The sequence below is a fragment of the Shewanella intestini genome (genome assembly GCF_018221465.1).
Classification (GTDB): domain Bacteria; phylum Pseudomonadota; class Gammaproteobacteria; order Enterobacterales; family Shewanellaceae; genus Shewanella; species Shewanella intestini.
On sequence record NZ_JAAIKR010000003.1, the window covers coordinates 108,226 to 129,690 of the forward strand.

Annotated in this window: 16 protein-coding genes; 11 read left to right on the forward strand and 5 right to left on the reverse strand. The window is 41.0% G+C overall.

Going from position 1 to position 21,465, the window contains the following annotated elements:
• Positions 1 to 111: 111 nt before the first annotated feature.
• On the forward strand, positions 112 to 1,191 hold the full coding sequence (locus tag G3R48_RS05100; protein WP_153662570.1) for a 4'-phosphopantetheinyl transferase family protein: 1,080 nt from the start codon (positions 112 to 114) through the stop codon (positions 1,189 to 1,191).
• A 15-nt stretch (positions 1,192 to 1,206) separates the two neighbouring features.
• On the opposite strand, the gene G3R48_RS05105 is transcribed toward G3R48_RS05100, so the two are convergent.
• A complete protein-coding gene (locus G3R48_RS05105) occupies positions 1,207 to 1,803 on the reverse strand; it encodes a pentapeptide repeat-containing protein (protein WP_194823853.1) in 597 nt (198 codons plus the stop codon).
• 368 nt (positions 1,804 to 2,171) lie between these two features.
• Complete coding sequence (locus G3R48_RS05110) at positions 2,172 to 4,169, reverse strand: alkyl/aryl-sulfatase (RefSeq protein WP_153662566.1); 1,998 nt, start codon at positions 4,167 to 4,169, stop codon at positions 2,172 to 2,174.
• A 182-nt stretch (positions 4,170 to 4,351) separates the two neighbouring features.
• On the opposite strand from G3R48_RS05110, the gene G3R48_RS05115 reads away from it, so the two are divergent.
• The 7 genes from G3R48_RS05115 (at position 4,352) to G3R48_RS05145 (ending at position 17,061) form a co-directional block, all read left to right on the forward strand.
• Positions 4,352 to 5,320 (forward strand): LysR family transcriptional regulator, encoded by a 969-nt coding sequence (locus tag G3R48_RS05115; RefSeq protein ID WP_194823852.1) that lies wholly within the window; start codon positions 4,352 to 4,354, stop codon positions 5,318 to 5,320.
• A gap of 157 nt (positions 5,321 to 5,477) precedes the next feature.
• Positions 5,478 to 5,750 (forward strand): hypothetical protein, encoded by a 273-nt coding sequence (locus G3R48_RS05120; RefSeq protein ID WP_153662562.1) that lies wholly within the window; start codon positions 5,478 to 5,480, stop codon positions 5,748 to 5,750.
• Positions 5,751 to 7,538: 1,788 nt separating this feature from the next.
• Entirely contained in the window at positions 7,539 to 8,591 is a 1,053-nt protein-coding gene (locus tag G3R48_RS05125) for a porin (protein WP_153662559.1), read from the forward strand.
• A 34-nt stretch (positions 8,592 to 8,625) separates the two neighbouring features.
• Complete coding sequence (locus G3R48_RS05130) at positions 8,626 to 11,808, forward strand: ExeM/NucH family extracellular endonuclease (RefSeq protein WP_153662557.1); 3,183 nt, start codon at positions 8,626 to 8,628, stop codon at positions 11,806 to 11,808.
• A gap of 72 nt (positions 11,809 to 11,880) precedes the next feature.
• On the forward strand, positions 11,881 to 14,490 hold the full coding sequence (locus tag G3R48_RS05135) for an endonuclease (protein WP_153662555.1): 2,610 nt from the start codon (positions 11,881 to 11,883) through the stop codon (positions 14,488 to 14,490).
• Positions 14,491 to 14,682: 192 nt separating this feature from the next.
• Positions 14,683 to 16,371: a bifunctional UDP-sugar hydrolase/5'-nucleotidase UshA gene (gene ushA / locus G3R48_RS05140; protein WP_153662553.1), complete on the forward strand. Its 1,689-nt coding sequence runs from the start codon at positions 14,683 to 14,685 to the stop codon at positions 16,369 to 16,371.
• 141 nt (positions 16,372 to 16,512) lie between these two features.
• Entirely contained in the window at positions 16,513 to 17,061 is a 549-nt protein-coding gene (locus tag G3R48_RS05145; RefSeq protein ID WP_228497330.1) for a GNAT family N-acetyltransferase, read from the forward strand.
• Positions 17,062 to 17,290: 229 nt separating this feature from the next.
• Here the strand turns inward: G3R48_RS05145 and queF are convergent, their stop codons facing one another.
• Positions 17,291 to 18,145, reverse strand: coding sequence for an NADPH-dependent 7-cyano-7-deazaguanine reductase QueF (queF, locus tag G3R48_RS05150; RefSeq protein ID WP_153662551.1), 855 nt, complete (start codon positions 18,143 to 18,145; stop codon positions 17,291 to 17,293).
• 54 nt (positions 18,146 to 18,199) lie between these two features.
• On the opposite strand from queF, the gene syd reads away from it, so the two are divergent.
• Positions 18,200 to 18,853 (forward strand): SecY-interacting protein, encoded by a 654-nt coding sequence (syd, locus tag G3R48_RS05155; RefSeq protein WP_212593230.1) that lies wholly within the window; start codon positions 18,200 to 18,202, stop codon positions 18,851 to 18,853.
• Positions 18,854 to 19,034: 181 nt separating this feature from the next.
• Here the strand turns inward: syd and G3R48_RS05160 are convergent, their stop codons facing one another.
• Positions 19,035 to 19,808 carry a Zn-ribbon-containing protein gene (locus G3R48_RS05160; RefSeq protein WP_153662549.1) on the reverse strand — a complete coding sequence of 258 codons (774 nt, stop codon included), beginning with the start codon at positions 19,806 to 19,808 and terminating at the stop codon, positions 19,035 to 19,037.
• Positions 19,809 to 19,817: 9 nt separating this feature from the next.
• A complete protein-coding gene (locus G3R48_RS05165) occupies positions 19,818 to 20,141 on the reverse strand; it encodes a hypothetical protein (protein WP_153662547.1) in 324 nt (107 codons plus the stop codon).
• 150 nt (positions 20,142 to 20,291) lie between these two features.
• Here G3R48_RS05165 and G3R48_RS05170 point away from each other — a divergent pair, with 150 nt between their 5' ends.
• Together G3R48_RS05170 and G3R48_RS05175 are read left to right on the forward strand one after the other, a co-directional pair.
• Positions 20,292 to 20,675, forward strand: a complete 384-nt coding sequence (locus tag G3R48_RS05170) for a DUF3192 domain-containing protein (protein WP_153662545.1) — start codon at positions 20,292 to 20,294, stop codon at positions 20,673 to 20,675.
• A gap of 151 nt (positions 20,676 to 20,826) precedes the next feature.
• Positions 20,827 to 21,462, forward strand: a complete 636-nt coding sequence (locus G3R48_RS05175) for a GNAT family N-acetyltransferase (RefSeq protein WP_153662543.1) — start codon at positions 20,827 to 20,829, stop codon at positions 21,460 to 21,462.
• The last annotated feature ends 3 nt before the right edge of the window (positions 21,463 to 21,465 follow it).

Sequence of the window (21,465 nt, forward strand, 5' to 3'; positions counted from 1 at the left end):
TGAATATGGTTATTTTATTCTATATAGGCATAATGTTGTCTTATTTTGCAACGCTCGCGTTATCCCTATTGTAGGGTGACTTTAGTGTGAATAATTACCCGAGACTCGAATATGTCAGCGTTTGTTTACTTTTTACCATTAACTGAAATACAGATGTCAGCGCCGTTACAGGCACAGTTATTACGTTGGCTAAGCGCGGATGAGTTGGCAAGAGTGAACAACATTACCCGTTCAAGTCAGCGCCAAATACAAGCGCTTTATGTGCGCGTCGTATTACGTATGGTATTGTCTCGCCATGGAGATATCACGCCGCAAGCATGGCAATTTGACTATGGTTCACAGGGAAAGCCTGAGTTAATAAAGGCGCAATACTTAGCCACCGGACTGAGCTTTAATATAAGCCATAGTGGTGAATGGTTAATGATTGGTTTGTTAAAGCAAGCGCCTGATGGCTTGCGGGTGACAGATAAACCTTTATTCGGGGTAGATATAGAAAGAAATCGTGACAAAACTGACATTTACCCTATTTTAAATCATTATTTTAGCCCGCAAGAAACCACACATTTACTGGCATTGGATGAGCAGTATCAGCGGCAGCGCTTTTTTGATTTATGGTCGATAAAGGAATCGTACATTAAAGCGGAAGGTTCGGGTTTAGCGTTGTCACTTAAATCATTTAGTGTCAATTTTTCCGCCCAGCAAACCAGTGCCGTTGAGTTAAACACTCAGGGGGCATTGCCGTTAAATGAGTCGTTAAATAAACGATTACCAGACCCATTAGTCCCGTTAATGGCTCAATCAGCATCAACTAGGCTAAATGTGGTTGAACGCATTGCTATCGATGTTGATGATTCTCACCGTTTTTCCCATGACCGAGATTGCTATGGTGCTCAAAACTGGCATGTATTTATGGGGCGGCTTAATCAAACCTATCGCTTTGCCGTGTCGGTAAATATGGCGGTCAGTAATAATGGAAGCAATACCATCAATCAAGTAGCCGACAATAACGTAACCAGTAATAACAGGGCGCGATTAAGTGACCTTGATAACGCAAGTCACAATGAATCCGCGCCCGATACTATAAGTCATCCTTTAGCTTGCGCAACTGGCAATAGCGCTAATCCGTTATCAGCGTGGCAGTTTTATCAACTTGATTGGCAGCATTTACTGTTTGAGAATGGCTTAATATAAGGCTTATTTATTGATTTAATCTACCAATTCAATGGATAAGGCCTCTAAGAGGCTTAATGCTTCAAAGCGTGAAAATGTCGCTTGGGTTATGGTGTTTTGGTGCAGGTCAATGTGGTAATTCATTGCATCAGTAAAGTTACATTGTTTTAGGTTGGTTCGCATAAATTGTGCGTATTGTAAGTCACTATTTTGCAGTGATGATGCGGTTAAATCAGTATCGGTAAAGTCGACATTTTTAAGTTTACAATCAATAAACTGACTACCTTGTATCACCAACCCGTAAAACGATGAATCAGTTAATAAGCATTGGTTAAAACGCAGCATCGGGTCATTATGAAGGCTGGGCCAGTCTGCTTGAGTCCAGTCAATGCCGGTTAGTTTCGAATCAGTAAAGCTTACCTCATAAAATGCACTAAATGGCAGTTTTGCCAAGCTTAAGTTGACCTGTTGAAACTGACATTGCGCAAACTTACAATGCCTGAAAGTGGATGCAGAAAAGTCGCACTCAATAAATTGACAACACTCAAACTCTACGTGGGTAATTGTGGCAGCGCTTAAGCTAACGCCTTGAAATACCTGCTGGTAGTAATATTGATTATCTTCAATCTGCATGACTTTTCCTTTGATCCTTTTGCAAAATAGCATGATAAATAATCTAATAGCGCAAGTAGGAGCGTCTTGCGATGGCTATTGATATCTAATGCTGCCATTTTAACGTATGAAGACTTAATCTAAAAACGGCATTTTCACACTTCTGGTTATTAAAAGCCCCTGATGAAAGGGCTAATTTCAAGCTTTGTTTATTGAAGACTTTCATCTAAATCATCTGTTATAAAAGCAAGAGTGTTACAAAGCGAGTGTGGTAAGGCGCTTTTTAATAAAAGGCATGCAAGAAAGGCTTTTTTAGAAAAGCATGTGGGCAAAGCCCACCCATAAAAAACAGGCAAGCTTGGCTTACCTGTTTTATATCTGCTTAAAGGTTACTTAAGCGGCACTATTTCAAAGTGTGGGTTAAATTCAACCATGGTGGACATGATGTTTGAAAACGCTTGTTGGTCGCCATCAATAGTGGCCGCACCCGAGGCAAATAAAGCCTGTAAACTGGTTTGCCCAAGCAGTACATTGACCACATCTTGCTTGTTAAGAGTTAACGTCGCGTCTGCTTTTTTAAGCTTTTCAACACTGATGTTGCTTAAATTACCGTTACTCATTTCAACAAAAAGGTAATCGGTATGTTGGCTATTAGCACCTGTGTCATGGGTGACCACATTAAGGTTAATGTTGCCAAGCTTAGCCGCTTTAATGCTATCGACTTTAACCGCTAAGAAATCAAACAAAGTAGGCATGTCCATTTCGCTCAGCACATCTGCCGATGCGGTTTTAGGTGTACCAGGCTGAATGCCAACACGTAATTCTTGTGCGCCAGTTAAGTAAATATTACGCCATCCAGCTCCTTCAGCTTGATACCCAAGTTGCTCATAGGTGTCAGCTAACAGTTGCCTGGCAGGCTCATATTGAGGTTCGGCGGTGACAACCTTATTAAGCGCGGTGGCAACAAAGCGGTATTCGCCTTGGCTATAATCTTGTTTGGCTTTGGTCATCACATTATCTACACCGCCCATGTATTGAACAAACTTAGTTGCTTCAGCTTTGGTGGTTAGCGGATTAAGATTGGCGGGGTTCATGTCAAAATAACCTAGGTACATGTTGTAAACTGCTTTGGCATTGTGACTGTATGTACCGTGATACCCATTGGTATACCATTCTTGTTGCACTTGCTCGGGAATGGTATCCATAATGGCGTCCCCAATATCTTGAATTACCACACCTTGGTTAGCTAAACGTAATGATTGGTTATGCACCAAACCATAGTTGTCACGTTGCATGCGCAAGTAATAATTAACCGCGTTGTTCCCCCATACTGGCGCTGAATGCGAACCAAATAACACTTTAACGTCGTCACCAAATGCATTAATCATTTCGTTAATGTCTTTTGACCATTTTAGCGAGTCACGTACTTTTGCGCCGCGCAACGTGTAAATGTTATGCATGCCATCATAAGTTAGTTCAGCGCTCCAAAGGGCATTCATCGACGGGATATAAGTGATCATTTCACTGGCAGCTTCAGTGCCAGAGGCATCCATAAACACCATTTCAAGGCCGTCAATGGTTAAGGTTTCCCATTTGTTTTTCTGATTAAGCTCATAGTCGGGCTTAACGTAGGTTATTTCACCTTTTGATATGCCTTTTGCTAAGGCAGCATCAACAATACCGTGGTCATGCTTACCTAACGTTGCGCCATATTGATAAGCCGCGCGGCGACTCATCACATTGCCAGCGAGGACATTTTCGTCAATGACTTCGCTGGTAATATTGTGCGAACCATAGACTTTTACCTCAGGATAAAGCGCTTGGATTCCGCGTGCGCCGCCAAAGTGATCGGCATGACTGTGCGAGTAAATCATTGCGACAACGGGAAGATCTTTACCTTCAGGTAAGTGCTCAAAGGCAAACTTAATCGATTGCTGCGCTGCTTCTTGGGTTAATAGGACATCGTAAACAATCCAACCAGTTTTACCTTTAATTAAGGTTAGGTTGGATAAGTCAGTTCCCCGTATTTGGTAAATGCCGTCGGTTACTTTATATAAGCCGTTAGGCACCATATTTAACTGGGCTTGACGATACAAAGAAGGGTTAACTGAATCAGGTATCTTGTCACTGATAAAGCTAAATTCAGCCCGCAGTATCTTGGCAGTGGCTTCATCAAAAGTGGCAATTTTATTGCGACTAAAGCGCTCAAAGGCGGCTTGGTCATCAAAATTTAATGTGGCAGCAAGCGCCTGATTATGTTCAATGGTTGCTTGGCTTGCGGGTTTGCCGTGGTAGTCGACAGTTATGTGGTCATGCTCATGTTGTGCTGCAGTCACTTGGGCGCTAACCGTTAAACTGATTACTAAGCAAATTAATGATTTTTTCATGGTAAACCTCGGTCATTCATAGTTGATGAGGCTAATTTAACAATTCAAAACCATAAAATAACTATAGCGAAATAGTGTTAACACATTCATAAAATAAATGTATCGTGATGGATAAGCGCAATAATATTGATGTACTTAGTCGATGTGTTGACTACCTAGCAAGGAACAAAAGGAGTGTTGGTGTGGAGCTAAATAAGGCAAATGAGTTAACCGATTTAGTAGATTACAACAAAGAACAAAGGTTGGATCTCAATTTAATCCGCGTGTTTTGCACTGTATGTGAATATCAATCGATTACGCAGGCTGCAGATGCGTTAATGCTGACACAGCCCTCAGTTAGCAACGCCATAAACCGCTTTAAAGTTTTGGTTGGTGCACCGCTGTTTTTTCGTCAAGGCAGAGGAATTGCCATGACTGCGATAGCTAAGCATTTGTATAACGCTTTAGCGCCCATGCTAGTTGAGATAGAACAAACCGTGCAAAGCGTAAAAACCTTTGACCCTAATACGGCCAATCGCGTTTTCACTGTAAATGCCAATGAGTCTTTTATTGATTTAATTCAAGTTGAAATTGAACAGGCAACGGCAACATTACCAATTGAAATAGTGTTCAATGAGTCAAATGTGGATGAACAGGAGCTGTATCAAGAGCTTCAGTCTCAACAACTGGACTTAGCGCTAGATATCGTTGCGCCCAAAGAAGCCAGTTTTAAAAGTCAATTAGTTGCAAGTGAATCTCTGGCATGTGTGTCGCGTGGCGATCACCCGCAATTTGCTCATGGTATCGATCAAGCCAGTTATTTTGCAGCTAAACATGTGTTTTACCGTTTTCAACGCCAAAATCAGCGAGTAGCAGAGTTAATTGCAACCCGTCATTTACCCACAAGGCAAATGCAGGGGGAGAAGTCTTCTTTATTAAGTATGTTATCAGCGGTCAGTAAATCTGACGCAATCTGTATTTCGCCTTATACGTATGCCAAAAACTATCAGCAGGTATTCAGTCTTAATATTATGGAAATGCCATTTCCTAGCCAAAAAATGGATATATACAGTGTGTGGACAAGCAAAAATCACCAAGATCCAGCCAATAAATGGCTACGAACGGTGGTGAATAATGCGGTCGCGAAGGTGTATCAAAAAACTGTGGTTTAAGTTGTTTTTAAGCTAACTCAATGACAATAACAACAGCTGATTCAAATGTGCTATTTGGACGGTTTGTCAGCACTAATGGTCACGTTTATGGTGATTTTACGCTTAAAGCCAAGTAAAAGAACGAGCAAGTCAATTAAGCAATAAAAGGTATAACTAAATGAGTGAACAGACACAATCACAGGCGCGCTTGAAAGAAGTTGAAAAAAAGGTGAAGCTGCTCAAATTAATAGAAGCCCCCGCCATGATAGTGATTGGCTTGGGTATTTACGCGATGTTTAGCGCAAATCCAGCTGCGCTGCACCCGATATTAGCGGACTCGACCATTGTTAATGGTGCGCTTGCGGTTGCAGTGCCGTGGGCGGCATTTTGTATGTTTAAGTCGGTAAAGCTTTCGATAGAAAAAAGAAAGTTAAAACAAAGCCTAAGTTAATCTTGTCATCACTTTATTTTGATTTGTTACGTTGAGTTAGCAGGATTATTTTAATCAGGCTTGGACACGGTTACTGTCGCTGCGCTGTTTAACACGGCATTAACCGTGAATACGTTTTAGGTTTATTTGCGACAGTATGTCGTTATCGCAACACTTGGGTAAATGCAGTATTAGTATGTTATTTGAAGCTGCTGATCCGTATTTGACTAAGATACGCTTATTGTTTACAGCAACCAAAGCCGATTAACCCTTTAGCGTTTTGGTGCGTTAATCCGCTTTTATCCCCTTTATGTTCACTTCAACACGGCGCATTACTCCTATTATTAGCCGCTTTTTTATTACAATGCCATTGCAGCATATTGTGCAATAAACGCCTTCATTAGCCCTGCGTTCAGATAATAATTTGATGACTGTTCTATATATAAATTAATGGTTAGTCGTATTTTGGGGGGCAATATCTTGTTATTGGTTAGCTTGCGTCAGAAAATCGGAGGGGGTTATAAACGCCAAATGGGGGAGGAGGCGCAGAAATTGTATCTTTGTCGCAATTTTAAAAAAATTCATCTTTAATCGTCGCTTAATATTTAACATATTTTTGAGTGTTTTTTATGCATTATTTAGATTGATAAGCCACATATTAGTGTTGATATAAAGCGATGTTTTTTTGTTGACGATTAATTGTTAGTTTTTTTTACATTATTTTTGCAAATTTTCTTGTTTATAATGCTTATTTTGATGCGTGTTATTTGCCTTTGAAATATGAAAAGCACCATTAATCTTCCTTATTTATACCTTAATTTATCAATCAAATTTAGGTACTACTGATATTGCTTTTTAGTTAAATCGCAAGTCATTTATAATAAATGTAACGTTAATATACACAGCTTTATATAAATATAAAGCCAACGTAAGTTTGTTTTTAAAATAAAACGAGCTACCGTTTTTTATATGTGGTTTTTATGTTTATTCGTTGAGTGATATTAAAAAACCCCAAATATCATAGGTTTTTGTGTAAATTGATTGTGCGCCAATAAAAACAGTTGGTGGCGATTTTTAGGTGTTTTGTTACAGTGTTAGGTACGTTACTCAGCTTGTACCAGCTGACAATGTAAGCTTTCAACTTATGAGGTTTGCTGATTTTATTTTGCTTGATACACACTATCTTGAGAGTTATTTCTTTTAATACTTAGCGTAAAAGTGACTTTTTATCATTAAGCGAATTGTGATGTATTCACTGAATATCGCTTTGTACTTTAGCAGACAGTTATTTATCACTGCCAACTCAATATGTCTTCCTGTATTTGGTGTACATTCTATTTACAAATGTATGCTTTTGTAAGGCTCTGTTTTTTACTATTTAAGTTATTTCTTAAGTACCTTTATTCAACCGATTGTCACATTTATTTCTCTTGCCTTTAACTTCACACTTACTTAGCATTGCGTTGTTGATTAGTTGGGCTATTTATATAATCACATTGAGGTTAATGTTGTGAAATAGTTAATTTAACTATGTTTAATATGTTCTGCTTAAAAAAGTGAGTGAGAGCTTAGTTTTATTTGTTATGAGTTTTTTTGCTATTTTTTAGCGTTAAGTTAATTAAGCGTTACTTATTTTCTGTTTTATTTTTCATTTACTTGTGATTTTTAAAAGCGTGTTTAATTCTCGTTTTTATAGCGTGATACGCAATATTTCTAGCCTTCCCAGATTGACCTCACATAAATATTAAATACATCAATATTCAATTCTTCAGCAAAAGAATTGAAGTTTACCTAATGGAAATATACGCGATGCTTAGAAAAACAACCGTTGCAATCGCTTTAGCCTCTTTATTTTGTGCTACAGGCGCCAGCGCAGTCGCATTACAACAAAGTGATAATGGCGATTATATTCGCCTTTATGGTGAAGTGGGGGTTGGAGGACATTTTGCGACCAATCCAGATTACAACCATGATGAATTTTACGATACCAAAGGTTTTGTCGATGACAGCTTTGCCACTATGGGGGTTAAAGGTGAGCGCAGTAACTTTATTTATCGTTTAGAGCTTGATTACCAACGTCGTAATTGGCTTGGTGGTGACGGTGAGTTTGAACTTGCCATTGACAAAATGTACTTAGGTTATCGCTTTGATGAATATCAATGGGTTCAATTTGGGTTAACCGATACTGCATTTGACCGATACGACCATTATGGCGACTTCACCTTCAACAAAGCGGTTGAAACAGGCGAAGCGGGCGATCAAGAAAACACCATTAAATATGAAGCAAAGTTCAATAACGTGTTTTATGGCGTTTCATATTCTTATGACGGTAAGCACAAAAGTGGCGCCGCCCAAGGTGACATCGTTAATGGTTATGTTGGCTGGAAAGCCGATATGTTTTCAGGTGTATTCGGACTTGAAAGCCGTGCTGGTTCTGATGGTATATCTAAATATGGTGAGCAAAAGTTAATGGGTTTTGGTGTACGTGTAGAAGTGATGCCAAAACTGACTCTTGGATTTAATGCCTTTCTTGAAGATGAAGATCTCGCCACTCGTAAAAGTGGTGATGTTTATCTTGCCTATGAAACCTTTCGCAATGTGGGTGCGACCTTAAGCGCCAAATATGACTACAGCCAGTCTACACAAGTGATTGCTTCAATTAACCACGAAGAATATGAAAGCTGGGATATTGAAGGGCCTAATTTTGATTATACCCAACTGCCTTATGCATTTGGTAAAGAGCGCCGCTGGGCCAGTCTAGGTGCTAATTACTACCCAGCTAAAGGTATCGTTTTGTCAATTGAAGGTCGTGTTGGTGAGGCGCCAGAAGCCGCATATGCCTATGCACGCATGTACTTCTAGCCCCTTTGCAAGTTAACTAAATAACGAGTTTACGATGAAGAAAACTTTATTATCACTGGCACTGGCCAGTATGTTCAGCACAACGGCTTATGCGGGTGTTGACGATCTAATTTTTACCGAAATGGTACAAGCAAGCACTCAAAATGTAGACAATGCGATTGCGCTAGGTTCGGTTGAGATAACTAACACCCATGCAACGGAATCTTTTACTTTTACCGATGATACGGCGCTGTATATTTTAGGTAGTGGTAGGCATGAAAATAAGTTGTCGACCGCTAACGGTGCCCCTTTATTAACCGGGCTGACCATTGCTCCTGGCAAGTCTTTAGTTGTGTTGAACACTGGCGCTACTGATGAATATAAAGACACGATTACTGCCAATGGTGGTGATTTTGTTATCGGTGAAGGTTCAGCTAGGTACACGAACTTTTTCATTAATGGTGATGACGGTGTTTATCTAAAACACAATGGTAGTGTTATCGATCGCATTGGTACTGTAGGCAATAGCAGTTATTGGGCGGTTGATACCACATTGCGCCGTCGCCTAGACAGTGAAGGAAATATTCCAGTACAAGCTGCTACCTTTGATGCGTCACAATGGGAAGTCACTAGCCCGTTAGATACTTCAACGGTTGGTAAAGCAAATTATGCTGAAGCGTTTACGCCTTTTGTATGTGAAAACTTAACGACTATTGGTGAGATCCAAGGTCCGGGCAGTGTTTCTCCATTGGTTGGCCAAAGCGTTGCTGTAGAAGGTGTGGTGTCAGCGGTAGTGAGTCTGCCTGCTAGTGGCTTTTATATCCGTGACTTAGTACCCGACGGTAACCCACTCACCTCTGATGGTATTTTTGTTAAAAGTGGTAGCGCCAATACCAATATGGTTGGTCAAACCGTCTGTTTAGGCAGTGTGGTTGCAGAAAGTTACGATCAGACTCAACTTGATGCTGAAGTTTGGGAAGTCACTGATACAAGCTATACCCCAACATTAGCCACTGATATTGAAGTGTTAGAGTCAGACGGTGGTTTGTTTGCGACAACGCTTGAGCGCTATGAAGGTATGTTAGTCAATCTTCCTCAGGATATAAATCCACTAGAAGATGGCGATCAAAACATGCGCGTCTCGCGTAGCTTCAGTTTTAACTATGATAGCTATCGTAACAATATTACCTTGGCATATAAGCGTCCTAACTTACAGCCTAATCAAAAATTCATCGCCGGCTCTCCAGAGTCTGCTGCTGCAGCAGCGCAAAATGATGATTATCGCTTAGTGGTTGAAAGTGCGACTAAAGCCGCTAATGGTGTGATTCCATATTATCCAGATTTCCTTAATTCACCCCATACCGATTACATTCGTATCGATGACAGTGTTGTCGGTATGGAAGGGGTAATCAGTTACAGTTATGGTGATTATGCGTTAACTGTTACCAATGAACTGAAAAGTCATAACTTTATCAAAAACATACCGCGTACTGACAGTCCCGATCTTGATGAGACAACAGCAGCGGATCGTTTCGCTATCCGTATTGCGGCACAAAACTTATTTAACTATTTCAACTCACCATTTGGTGGCGCGCAAAACCAGTTTGGTCAAAGCCGCGGCGCTGATACTCATCACGAGTTTATCCAACAAAAAACCAAACTTGTTGCAGCTATCCGTGCCTTAGATGCTGACGTTGTTGGCCTAATGGAAATGGAAAACAATGGCTTTGGATTAACCAGTGCCATTGCTGATTTAGTCAATGAAGTTAACGTTTATTACAACGACGAATGGGCGAATAACCACGACAAGCCTTACTCAACTGAAAACCGTTATGTGTTTGTGGGATTTGACCACAACGGTAACCAAATTCTTGATGAGCTTGATGCCTTAGGTTCTGACGCTATTGCAACCGGTATTATTTATCGTCCTAGCAAGTTAAGTATTGAACGTACTCGCGTTGTGACGATGCCACAACAAAAAGCGCCAACCATTGTTAATGACAACAACGAAGTGATTAAAGATGGTAAAGACGAGATCTTAGAAAGCGGCCAAAACTATCACCGTGATGCATTAGTGACTACCTTCCTTGTTAACCAAACCGGTAAGCGTTTAACGTTAGCGGTGAACCACTTTAAGTCAAAAGGTTCAACCTGTTGGGAAGATTGGCAAGGGGTTGAGTTTGGTGACGCAGTTAAATGGACTAGCAGTGCCCCCGATCTTGATAAACAAGGTTCATGTGCTGAGTTCCGTGTTTCAGGAGCGGTGCAATTAGCTGAAGAAATGGAGAAAATCGACGGTGATAAAATCATCTTAGGTGACCTTAACTCTTATGCTAAAGAAGATGCCATTTTGGTATTGACTGAAAACCCACGCAATAAAACGCTAACGACAGCAAGCCATACCTTTATTGGCACTAAACCACAATTTAACCTTGATGGTTCGCCAGTGAACATTAATAAGACATACGGCTATGTCGACATTTTGTCTAAAGTGTTTGAACAAAAAGGCAAGACTGCTTGGAGTTATTCATATAACGATGAATTAGGTTCTCTTGACCATATTCTTATCTCTCCCTCACTAGAAGAGCGTGTTCTTGATGCAACCGATTGGCACATTAATGCTGCTGAGTCGAGCTTGTATGACTACAACATGGAATACAAATGTGATGACGATGAAGATAGTGAAACCGATAATAAATGTGATGACAATAATTTAGTGAATAAATTCTATGCACCGGATCACTTCCGTTCATCAGATCATGATCCTGCATTGGTGTCATTAAGTTACTTACCCGGTGAAACTGACGCTGGCCGCTCTATGTACCTCACTAAATTGAACAAGTTAGTGAAAGTGCCATACAGCATTCCAGAAGCGGCAGGCGCACTGGCAGGTGACGTTGCTACCATCAAGATCACACCTCAAAACGATGACGACAGACTCGACTTAGGGCAATTAGTCGAGCCTAACGTGGTACTGACAAAAGACGGCACAACATTAGTCAACTTTGAAGTATTCGGTGCACCTTCTGCTGAATACAGCGCCAAAGTTGAGCTACTACGTGATGGCGAAGTGGTTCCTGGTTCAGGTTTAACATTTGACCTTGAAATTGCTAACCGTGACACCTTAGTTGCTGAAATTAAGCAAGAAGAAAAAGATAACTCAGGTGGAAGCATGGGCTTCATTAGTTTGCTTTCGTTATTGGGATTATCGGCTCTTCGTCGCCGTAATCGTAAATAAAGCCATTAAATGACTCTGCGCGTTAGCCCTAAAGCGGCGCGCTTTGCATTAACAACTTAAAAAGATACGACTATGAAAAATAAAATAACTGCAGCTGCAAAAGCGGTCACCTTGTTATTGGCCACGGCATCAACTGCTGCACAGGCTAACTTGGTCATTACTGAGTACATTGAAGGTTCAAGCAGTAATAAAGCGGTAGAAATTTCAAACTTAGGCACGAGTACTGTAGATTTAGATGCTGCTCAATACGCGATTACACTTTACTCGAATGGTTCAACTGAAGCGGGTAACTCGTCAATTCTAACCGGTACATTAGCTGCTGGCAGCAGTATTGTTTACCACAATGGCAGTGCCGATGACGCTTTTAAAGTGGGTATTGAATCAACTGTAACCTACTTTAATGGTGACGATGCGTTATTGCTAACAAAAGACGGTGCCATTATTGACCGTTTTGGCAAGCTTGGCGAAGACCCAGGTTCTGAATGGACCGATGCAAACGATGCTAACTTTTCGACTAAAGATAAAACGTTAAGACGCAAAGCCAGTATCACTGCAGGTGATACCAATGCCTCGGCTGATTTCCCTGGTACTGATAACCAGTGGCTAGTATTCGATAAAGACACCAGTGATGGCTTAGGTTGTCCTGGTGAAGGGGCTTGTACTGCTGAACCTGGTGTATTAATCATTACCGAATACGTAGAAGGTGGTGGCAATAATAAAGCTGTTGAATTATCTAACGTAGGTGGCAGTGCAATTGATTTAGATGCTGCTGTATACACGTTAAGTTTATATGGCAATGGCAGCACTGATGCGGGTAATACCGAAACATTAACGGGTATGCTGGCTGCTGGTGAAAGCATTGTTTTCCATAACAGCAGTGCCGATGATGCATTCAAAGTTGGCACAGCTTCAACTGTTACTTATTTTAATGGTGATGATGCGCTGGTTCTTTATAAAGATGATGTAGTTATCGACCGTTTAGGTAAGTTAGGTGAAGATCCTGGTTCCGAATGGACGGATCCGAACGATGCAAACTTTTCGACAAAAGACAAAACGCTACGTCGCAAAAACAGTGTCACCGCTGGTGATACTGATGCAACAGCAGCATTCCCTGGGGATAACAATCAGTGGGTGACATTTGATATTGACACTGCTGATGGCCTAGGTTGTGCTGGGGAAAGTGCATGTGGCGAAACGCCAGTTGAGCCAGACCCAGATACGCCTTGCTCAGGTTGTGAAGAGTTAACTCCTGTTGCAGACCCCACCACCTTTGACGGTAACGTTTATTATACTAACGTGCTGACGGGGAATTTCGATGATGCTGAAGCAATGAAAAATGCTATTTCTGTTGCTATTACAGCAGGTCATCAACAGCTAACTTACAAGCAAGTTTGGACAGCACTGTCTTATTCTGATGAAGATCCTGCTAACAGCAGTAATGTTATTGAGCTTTACACAGGCCTATCTGTGTCTAAGCAAAATAATGGCGGCAATACCGGTGACTGGAACCGTGAACACGTTTGGGCTAAAAGCCATGGCTTCCCAAGTGAGTCGCAATTAGGTTACACCGATGCGCACCATTTACGTCCAACGAATGTAAAGGTTAACTCAACTCGCAGTAACTATGACTTTAATGAGTGTAGCGATACTGGAACTGAGGTGGCAGAAGCACCAGGCAATTACGTTGATACTGCGGCACGTTGTTTTGAGCCTCGCGATCAAGTTAAAGGTGATGTCGCACGTATGATCCTTTACATGGATACACGTTACCAAGGCAATGACAGTAACATGCCTGACTTGGTTGCAGTGGATCGCATTACAACGGCTGATGAAATCAGTAATAACGACCCTTTGCATGGCAAGTTATGTACACTTTATGCTTGGCATCAACAAGATCCAGTTGATGCTGCTGATACACAGCGTAATGATGCCGTGTATAAGTATCAAGGAAACCGTAACCCGTACATTGATTACCCTGAGTGGGTTCAACAAGTTTATGGTGACCAATGTGGTGATCCAGCTAAGCCGAGCTTAGATGTTGACGTAATTATCGATGCACCAGAGCAAGTGAATGAAGCTGAAACACTGGTTATTGATGCATCAGCTACGGTTGCTGAAGATGGTTCAGAGCTTAGTTTCAGCTGGGAACAAACAGCTGGACCAGAGTTAACCTTTGATGGCTCTAAGGCTATATTATCTGTAACCGCACCAGAAGTGACAGCAGATACAGCAATAGCATTTACTTTAACGGTCAGTGACGGTGTACTGGATAAAACTCAAGTGGTTAATGTGTCTGTTATCAATGTGCCATTAGCTTTTGATGTTAGCTTTAGTGGTAACACTGAACTAAATGAAGGTGAAAGCACGGTTATCACTGCTGAGATTGCTAATGAGCCAGCTGGATTAACTTACACTTGGCAACAAGTCTCTGGCGCTGAAGCTAACTATAGTGCTCAAGGATTAGCGCTATCGGTCACGGCTCCTGATGTTTCAGTTGACCAAGATATCGTATTTGAGTTGGTTATTAGTGATGGTGTAGAACAAACATCAACTATGGTTAGCATTAATGTTAAAAACACCGTAGAAAGTGGTTGGACTAAACCAGATGGTGCAGGCAGCTTAGGTCTTGGCCTATTTATGTTATTGCCGCTTGCGGCATGGCGTCGCCGTCAAAACAAGTAACCGCTTGTGTATTGTTATCGATAGATGAAGTCCAGTAGTGCCTGAGGGTACTACTGGCTTTTTTGTTTCACATATAGATTCAACAACCTGATTTAGCTAAACACACAAACTGAATAAATGGATCAAAGGCTCAATATCGCCTTATGTCACCAAGCTTTATTGTTGTTGAATAGACTTTTTATTGGATGCCTTATGAAATACACATTTAAATCCTTCAGCGGACTTTCAATGACACTATTAACTGCCATGTTTGCACTTAATGGTTGCTCAAGTGATGAGCCGCAATTTGAAAATTGCCAGCAAGCTGGGGATGCTTGTGTCCGTTTTACTTTATTGCACACCAACGATCACCATGGACGATTTTGGCAAAGTGATAAAGGCGAATATGGCATGGCTGCGAGAAAAACCTTAATTGATGAGATTCGCCAACAAGTAAAAGCCGAAGGTGGTCAGGTATTATTACTTTCTGGCGGCGACATTAACACCGGCGTTCCTGAGTCTGACTTACAAAGCGCTGAACCTGATTTTATGGGGATGAACCTGCTTGAATATGATGCCATGGCAGTAGGGAATCATGAGTTTGATAACCCATTGGCCACGTTAGATAAGCAGCGTGAATGGGCAAATTTCCCGATGTTATCAGCCAATATTTATCGCGAGGTTGAAGGGCAGTGGCAGCCGTACTTTGAACCTTACAAAATATTTGATGTAGGGCCGTTAAAATTAGCTATTGTAGGGCTGACAACAGAGCAAACTGCACAAATAGGTAATCCTAAGTACGTTAAGTCATTACGATTTACGTCGCCGCAAATAGCGATGAAAAATACCCTAACCATGCTTAAACACAATGAAAAACCTGACTTAGTGTTTGCATTAACTCACATGGGGCATTATCCAGACGGGCAGCACGGTAGTAACACCCCCGGCGATGTATTACTGGCTAGAAGTCTACGCAAAGGCCAGTTAGATGGCATTATTGGTGGTCATTCACAAAACCCTGTGTGTATGGGTGAACAAAATACTTACGTCAAAGATTTTCAACCCGGTGATGAGTGTCGCCCAGATCAACAACAAGGCACCTGGATAATGCAGGCGCATGAATGGGGTAAATATGTTGGCCGTGCTGATTTTGAATATCTTAATGGTCAATTGCATTTAGCTAATTATCAGCTTATTCCTGTCAATCTTCATTCTGAACATCATGCGATTGAAACCATTACACAAAATGAGCAAATGCTTGAATTACTTGAGCCATATCAGCAAAAAGGCCAAGCGGTGCTTAATGAGGTAATTAGTGATGCAAGCGCTAAATGGCAAGGCGGCAGAAGTGTTGTTCGTCATCAAATTAATGAAATGGGCGTGATGATTGCTAAAGCGCAAAGTCAAGGCGTTGCTGCTGACTTTGGGATTATTAACTCTGGTGGTATTCGCGCTTCTATCGAGAAAGGGCCAATTCGTTATCGCGATGTATTAACGGTTCAGCCTTTTGCTAACTTAGTCACGATGACTAAAATGCGCGGCGATGCTCTGACTAATTACTTGGCCACCGTTGCCACTCAAAGCAGAGGTTCTGGCGGTTTTGCTCATTTTAGTGATATTGATATGGTGGTTGATTGCCAAGCCCAAAAGGTATCGATTAATAGCATTAATGGCCAAGCCTTTAATCCAAATCAACAATACCGATTTTCTTTACCTGGTTACAATGCCGCTGGGGGAAATGGTTATCCGATTCTGGCTGATGCACTTGATACCGGGCTAGTTGATGCTGATGTATTACTTGAATATATAAAACAACATCAACCACTTGACCCTAATAATCCGATATACCAACATCAGGTTAAATTTATTGGCGCGAGCACTGCGTTAGGTTGTGATGGTTAATCAATTGAAGTAAATTGAGGGGTTTGGGAGCAACTAAGCCCTTTAATTCATCGCGTTAATTAAGCCGTCTGCGTTTATATTTCTCTGTCTATATCAGTGCGATATTGTTGATAACGGCTTTAAAACCTAAGCGAGTTTACTTTGAGTTCAACCACATTATTCACCACAGATAACCTTGTTATCATGCCATTGCAAGCCACACATTTGTCGATGTTATTGGAATATGAGCAGCATAATAAGGCACATTTAAGCCGTTGGGAACCCAAAAGATCGGCGGATTATTTTACGCAAGAAGCCACATTATCAAGATTAAATCAGGCCGTTACAGATACGATGTCTGGTAAGTCGGTGTCGCTTGTTGGGTTAAACCCACAACAAAGCCGAATTGTTTGTCGATGTCAGTTTAGTAATATTGTTCATGGCGTATTTCAGGCGTGCAATTTAGGCTACAGCATTAGTGAGCAAGACCAAGGCAAAGGGTTGATGTTTGAAATGCTTAATGTCGCCATTGATTATATGTTTAATACATACCAACTGCACCGGATTATGGCCAATTATATGCCGGTAAATGGCCGCTCACAAAAGTTATTAAATCGCTTAGGCTTTGAACAAGAAGGTGTGGCAAAAGCGTATTTATATATTGCTGGTTCGTGGGAAGACCATGTATTAACAGCCAAAATTAATCGGTAATTGTAAGCGGTGTTTAGGTGTATTAGTTTAGGCGTGATAGATGCGCTTAACATAAACGTAAATAGGTTGATTACTGGCGCGGCTGCTTAATGAAAACGTGTTTATCATCGTAGCTATTCTTGTTGTTATATTGCTAGTAAAGCTTGTTCACTATTACTTGCTAACGTGCTTGCTAAACCATAAAAGCCTGCAACAGCAGGCTTTTTTGTGGGCATGAATTAATAACGCATTATTGGCGCGCTAAACGCACACTTTCTGGTGTATGCTCAAAATCACTTCTAAATGGATTAATGTCCAAGCCACCTCGGCGTGTATAGCGTGCATAAACGGTTAGTTTAGTGCATTGACAATAGCGTTTTAAGTCGATGAATATCCGCTCGACACATTGTTCGTGAAATTCATTATGTTGGCGAAAAGAAATTAAGTAACGCAGTAATTTTTCACGGTCAATTTTGGGCCCCTGATAACGGATCATTACGCTACCCCAGTCAGGTTGCGAAGTGATAAGGCAGTTTGACTTCAGCAAGTTAGAGGTCAAGGTTTCGGCCACATTTTTGCTTTCTGTGCTGTCTTGTAAGTGGGCAGGGTTAAATTGATAGTCGTTAACTTCAATATCTAAATCATCAATACAGGTGCCGGGTAACTCCACAATGCGTTGGCTAGCAAAGTGTTTAGGTTCGGTGACTTTTACTACCACGTCGCCTTGAGCACAATGGTGTAAATCAGCACTTAAGGTTGCCTGCACTTGTTCAACGCTATCAAACTTAGTTTGATTAAAGCTGTTTAAGTACAATTTAAATGATTTTGACTCAATCAGGTTTTCACTTTTAACATCAAGTTGTAAATCCAAAATCGCGACAACAGGTTTGCCTTTAGCGTTTAACCAAGACAATTCATAGCCAGTCCAAATATCCGCGCCGTGAAAAGGCAGTTCTGCAGTGAGATTAATGGCATCGCGATTAAGTTTACGTGGCACACCTTGTAGCAAAGAAGCATCATATTGCTCTTGGTATCCTGTTGATTTGCCCAGTGTCAATTCGGCAAGTTCAGGCGCTTGACTATAAGGGTCGTGATTTTGTGTCATCTAATTGGTTTCCGTGTCAAAATATGGCTTTATTATAAACCACGAGTAGCTTAAGTGTCTTGTTCATCTGCCTTTGATATTTTTATTGATTTATATTTAAAAACTTACCAAACCTCTTTGTCCGAGTTGCCGCGTTATTACCCATTGGGAGAAGCATCTCCTTGTGTAGAAGCACAAGTGGCTGAGCTTGATAATGTGGTTTATTGGCAACCGCATAAACGTCAATCAGCGGGCAATTTTGACAACGTTGCCACGGCATTAGAGGTAACATTACATCCTGATATAGACGCGTTTTTTGGTCGTTATTACGCTGCGCCGCTTAACTTTATTTCACCATGGGGTGATGGGGAGTTATTGCAAGCGTGGAATCAACAAGACTATGAATATTTACAACAAAATATGATTGGTCATTTGATGATGAAGAAAAAGCTTAAACAACCGGCAACTTGGTTTATTGGGGTATTGGGCGAAGGCGATCAAATGCTAACGGTTAATAATGAAGATGGCAGTGTGTGGATTGAAATTCCAGGTGAAGTACCTACACAACAACTTGCACCATCGTTAGCTGAGTTTATTGAGCAACTACAAGTACTCGTAAAGCCGCCAGTTGAACCTGTTGAAGAGGTCGATGAAGTGGTCTCTCATCCTGGGATTTGGCATCGTCTTAAAGTTATGTGGGGTAATTTAATGGGGCACAGTAATAAGTAGTACTCAATTGCCCTAAATGGATTAATTGCTTAAGCCAATCAAAATCCGGCCTTGCAGCGGGTATTAGTATTACCAAGCATAAAAAAACCACCTTAAGGGTGGCTTAGTTGTTGTCACTAACACTAATGGTGATTAAGAAAGTAATGTCTGGTACTACTTTGTCGCTATCTCCGTTTGGGGTTTATTGATGATCCCATGAGATATTTGACACGATGCGACAAGATTGGCATTGGAAATGAAACAAATCGAGTAATGGTTCATCAAGTTTCCATTCGGTTGAGCCACATTTAGGGCACGCTCTGTTCATTTCTTGCGCCAAACTTTCACCGCCAACACGATACAAATAATAATATGTTGGGATGTGTGTTAAATATTCAATCCGCCCGCGTAAATCCCAGCCGCGTCTAAATAAATCACTGTCAACACTGACCATCTCATTAAGCGCTGCGTATTCGGCTTTTGTGGCTGCGGCCATTTGTAACTCATCACACGCTTGCCATTCTGACTGCCATTTTATAATGCGTTTATGGTCGCCATTAAAGGTGGCAGGGATTTGATACAAAGGAATAGGCAATAAGTTATCGCCAGAACGAAGTGGTGAACACATGTGAACAAAACTGGTATATAGCACTTGCCAACTTGGCGTCTCAATTGTTGAGGCTTCTGAGTTTATATCTTGGCCGATATATTTTTCTCTTGGGGCTAATAATTTGGCTTCAGTAAGCTGTTCAAGCGCTTTATTCCCCCAAGGGCTGTTATGGCGTTTATGGATACTGGTTTGTTCGGGGAGCAGTAGACGCACTTTAAATTCACCATCATTAAAGGCCACGGCAAATTCACGCCCTAATACTTGACCGTTTGCTCGATACGCTTCAAGTAGGTTGTTAATGGCTTTTTCCGCTGCTGTGATGGTGGTGTCGGCAAAGCATTCAAATCGCAATTCATAAACAAACATCGTTAGTGGTTATCCTTTATGTTCATTTGCTTGAGACTCTAAAGCGTCAATACGTTGCTGCAATTGGTTTATTTGTTGTTGCATTAGGCTCATTTGTTGAACTAATTGGTCGATGTCAGGTTGCGTTTCAGGTGCGCTTGTTGCTTGTGGCTCAACATCATTAATTTGTTGTACTTGCTCTTCAGACATGGCTTTAAATTGTTTAAGCCCTTGAATAAGTACGGGCATTGGAATGTGATTGCCCACACGCGCTTTAATTAAAGCAAGGCATGGGGTATGCCCTTTTTGTGCAATGGCTTTTGCGGCCGATAGCACTTGGTCAATTGAACTCATGTGTGGTGAATTTCCTTAAATTTTGGTTATTCTTAAAATATGATAATGACAAGTATTAATTTTATTTTTATAAAACAACAGCTTATATAGTTGGCATGCATATCGCTATTAACAAAGCGTCTCAATGTATTTTAACAAAAAGGAAGTCAGATGAAATCAAAACTATTAGTAACATTAATGATGATACTTACCATTGTTTCTTTAAGTGGTTGTGTTCTCAATATTGGCGATCATGAATCAAAGAAAAATACGGATTATTGGAAAGTACAACAAGAGAAAAATCGAACCAATTTAACCACATTAACTATGGGAATGAGCAAAGACCAAGTGCTGTTGATTATGGGGACGGCAGATTTTACTGAAGCACATTTAAGTCAAGCGCCTCAAACTGAACAGCAAGAAGTTGAAGTGTATTTTTATCGCACTCAATGGACTAAAGGTGATGGACGTACCACGAAAGATGAATGCACCCCAGTGGTTTTGCGTAATAAGGTGTTAGTGGGATGGGGAGAAAGCGCTTACAAGTCGATGTAAATCTCAATAAGTTGTTTTTACTTAGCACGTTATAAAAATGCCCTGATAACGATATCAGGGCATTTTAGTTTTTGATAAATAACAATTGTTTCTCATTTGTTAAATTGCTAAGTTGTTGGTTGATATATGAGCAGCTAATAGGTTCTCAACCATGGAAACATTCACACTAGAGCAGTTACGTGCGGTGTATTTAACCGCAGAAGACCTTAGGGTGGCGGCGTCAATTCTGTATAACGCTTACCATGATGACCCATTTTTTATTGAGGTCTTAGGTCAGGAAGATACATCGTTATATGAACAAAAACTGCGTGCGGCTATTCGTGAAGAATTAAATGAGTTATGGCAACAAGATCAACCGTTAATTGGTTTGTTTGATGGTGAACGTTTGTTAGGTGTCGCTTGTGTAATAACCCAACAAGTGCCACTTGGTGAAACCCGGTACTGGCATTGGCGCTTAAAGATGGTTTTAGGCACGGGGTGGAAATCCACCCAGAGTTTAATTCAAAAAGAAGTAAAAATATTAGCCCAATTACCGTCAACCAAATGCGGGGTATTACAATTTATTGCCTTAACACCGATTGAGCAAAACAAAGGTTTGGGGACTCGACTTATTCAAGCAGTACAAAGTTGGTGTGATGAACAGCCTGAATTAGACGGTGTAGGAGTGTTTGTAAATGACTCAAGACACCAACATATTTTCCTCAAGCAAGAGTTCACTCATATGGCTGATGTGAGTATCGGCAATGTTGAAGGCAGTGTGCTTTTTTATAAAAAACCCAATGGATAATAA

Coding starts and splice junctions, on each gene's coding strand:
- ushA (WP_153662553.1), top strand. CDS start 14,683: ATGAAATACACATTTAAATCCTTCAGCGGACTTTCAATGACACTATTA.
- queF (WP_153662551.1), bottom strand. CDS start 18,145: ATGACACAAAATCACGACCCTTATAGTCAAGCGCCTGAACTTGCCGAA.
- G3R48_RS05135 (WP_153662555.1), top strand. CDS start 11,881: ATGAAAAATAAAATAACTGCAGCTGCAAAAGCGGTCACCTTGTTATTG.
- G3R48_RS05175 (WP_153662543.1), top strand. CDS start 20,827: ATGGAAACATTCACACTAGAGCAGTTACGTGCGGTGTATTTAACCGCA.
- G3R48_RS05100 (WP_153662570.1), top strand. CDS start 112: ATGTCAGCGTTTGTTTACTTTTTACCATTAACTGAAATACAGATGTCA.
- G3R48_RS05120 (WP_153662562.1), top strand. CDS start 5,478: ATGAGTGAACAGACACAATCACAGGCGCGCTTGAAAGAAGTTGAAAAA.
- G3R48_RS05165 (WP_153662547.1), bottom strand. CDS start 20,141: ATGAGTTCAATTGACCAAGTGCTATCGGCCGCAAAAGCCATTGCACAA.
- G3R48_RS05110 (WP_153662566.1), bottom strand. CDS start 4,169: ATGAAAAAATCATTAATTTGCTTAGTAATCAGTTTAACGGTTAGCGCC.
- G3R48_RS05130 (WP_153662557.1), top strand. CDS start 8,626: ATGAAGAAAACTTTATTATCACTGGCACTGGCCAGTATGTTCAGCACA.
- G3R48_RS05105 (WP_194823853.1), bottom strand. CDS start 1,803: ATGCAGATTGAAGATAATCAATATTACTACCAGCAGGTATTTCAAGGC.
- G3R48_RS05125 (WP_153662559.1), top strand. CDS start 7,539: ATGCTTAGAAAAACAACCGTTGCAATCGCTTTAGCCTCTTTATTTTGT.
- G3R48_RS05170 (WP_153662545.1), top strand. CDS start 20,292: ATGAAATCAAAACTATTAGTAACATTAATGATGATACTTACCATTGTT.
- G3R48_RS05160 (WP_153662549.1), bottom strand. CDS start 19,808: ATGTTTGTTTATGAATTGCGATTTGAATGCTTTGCCGACACCACCATC.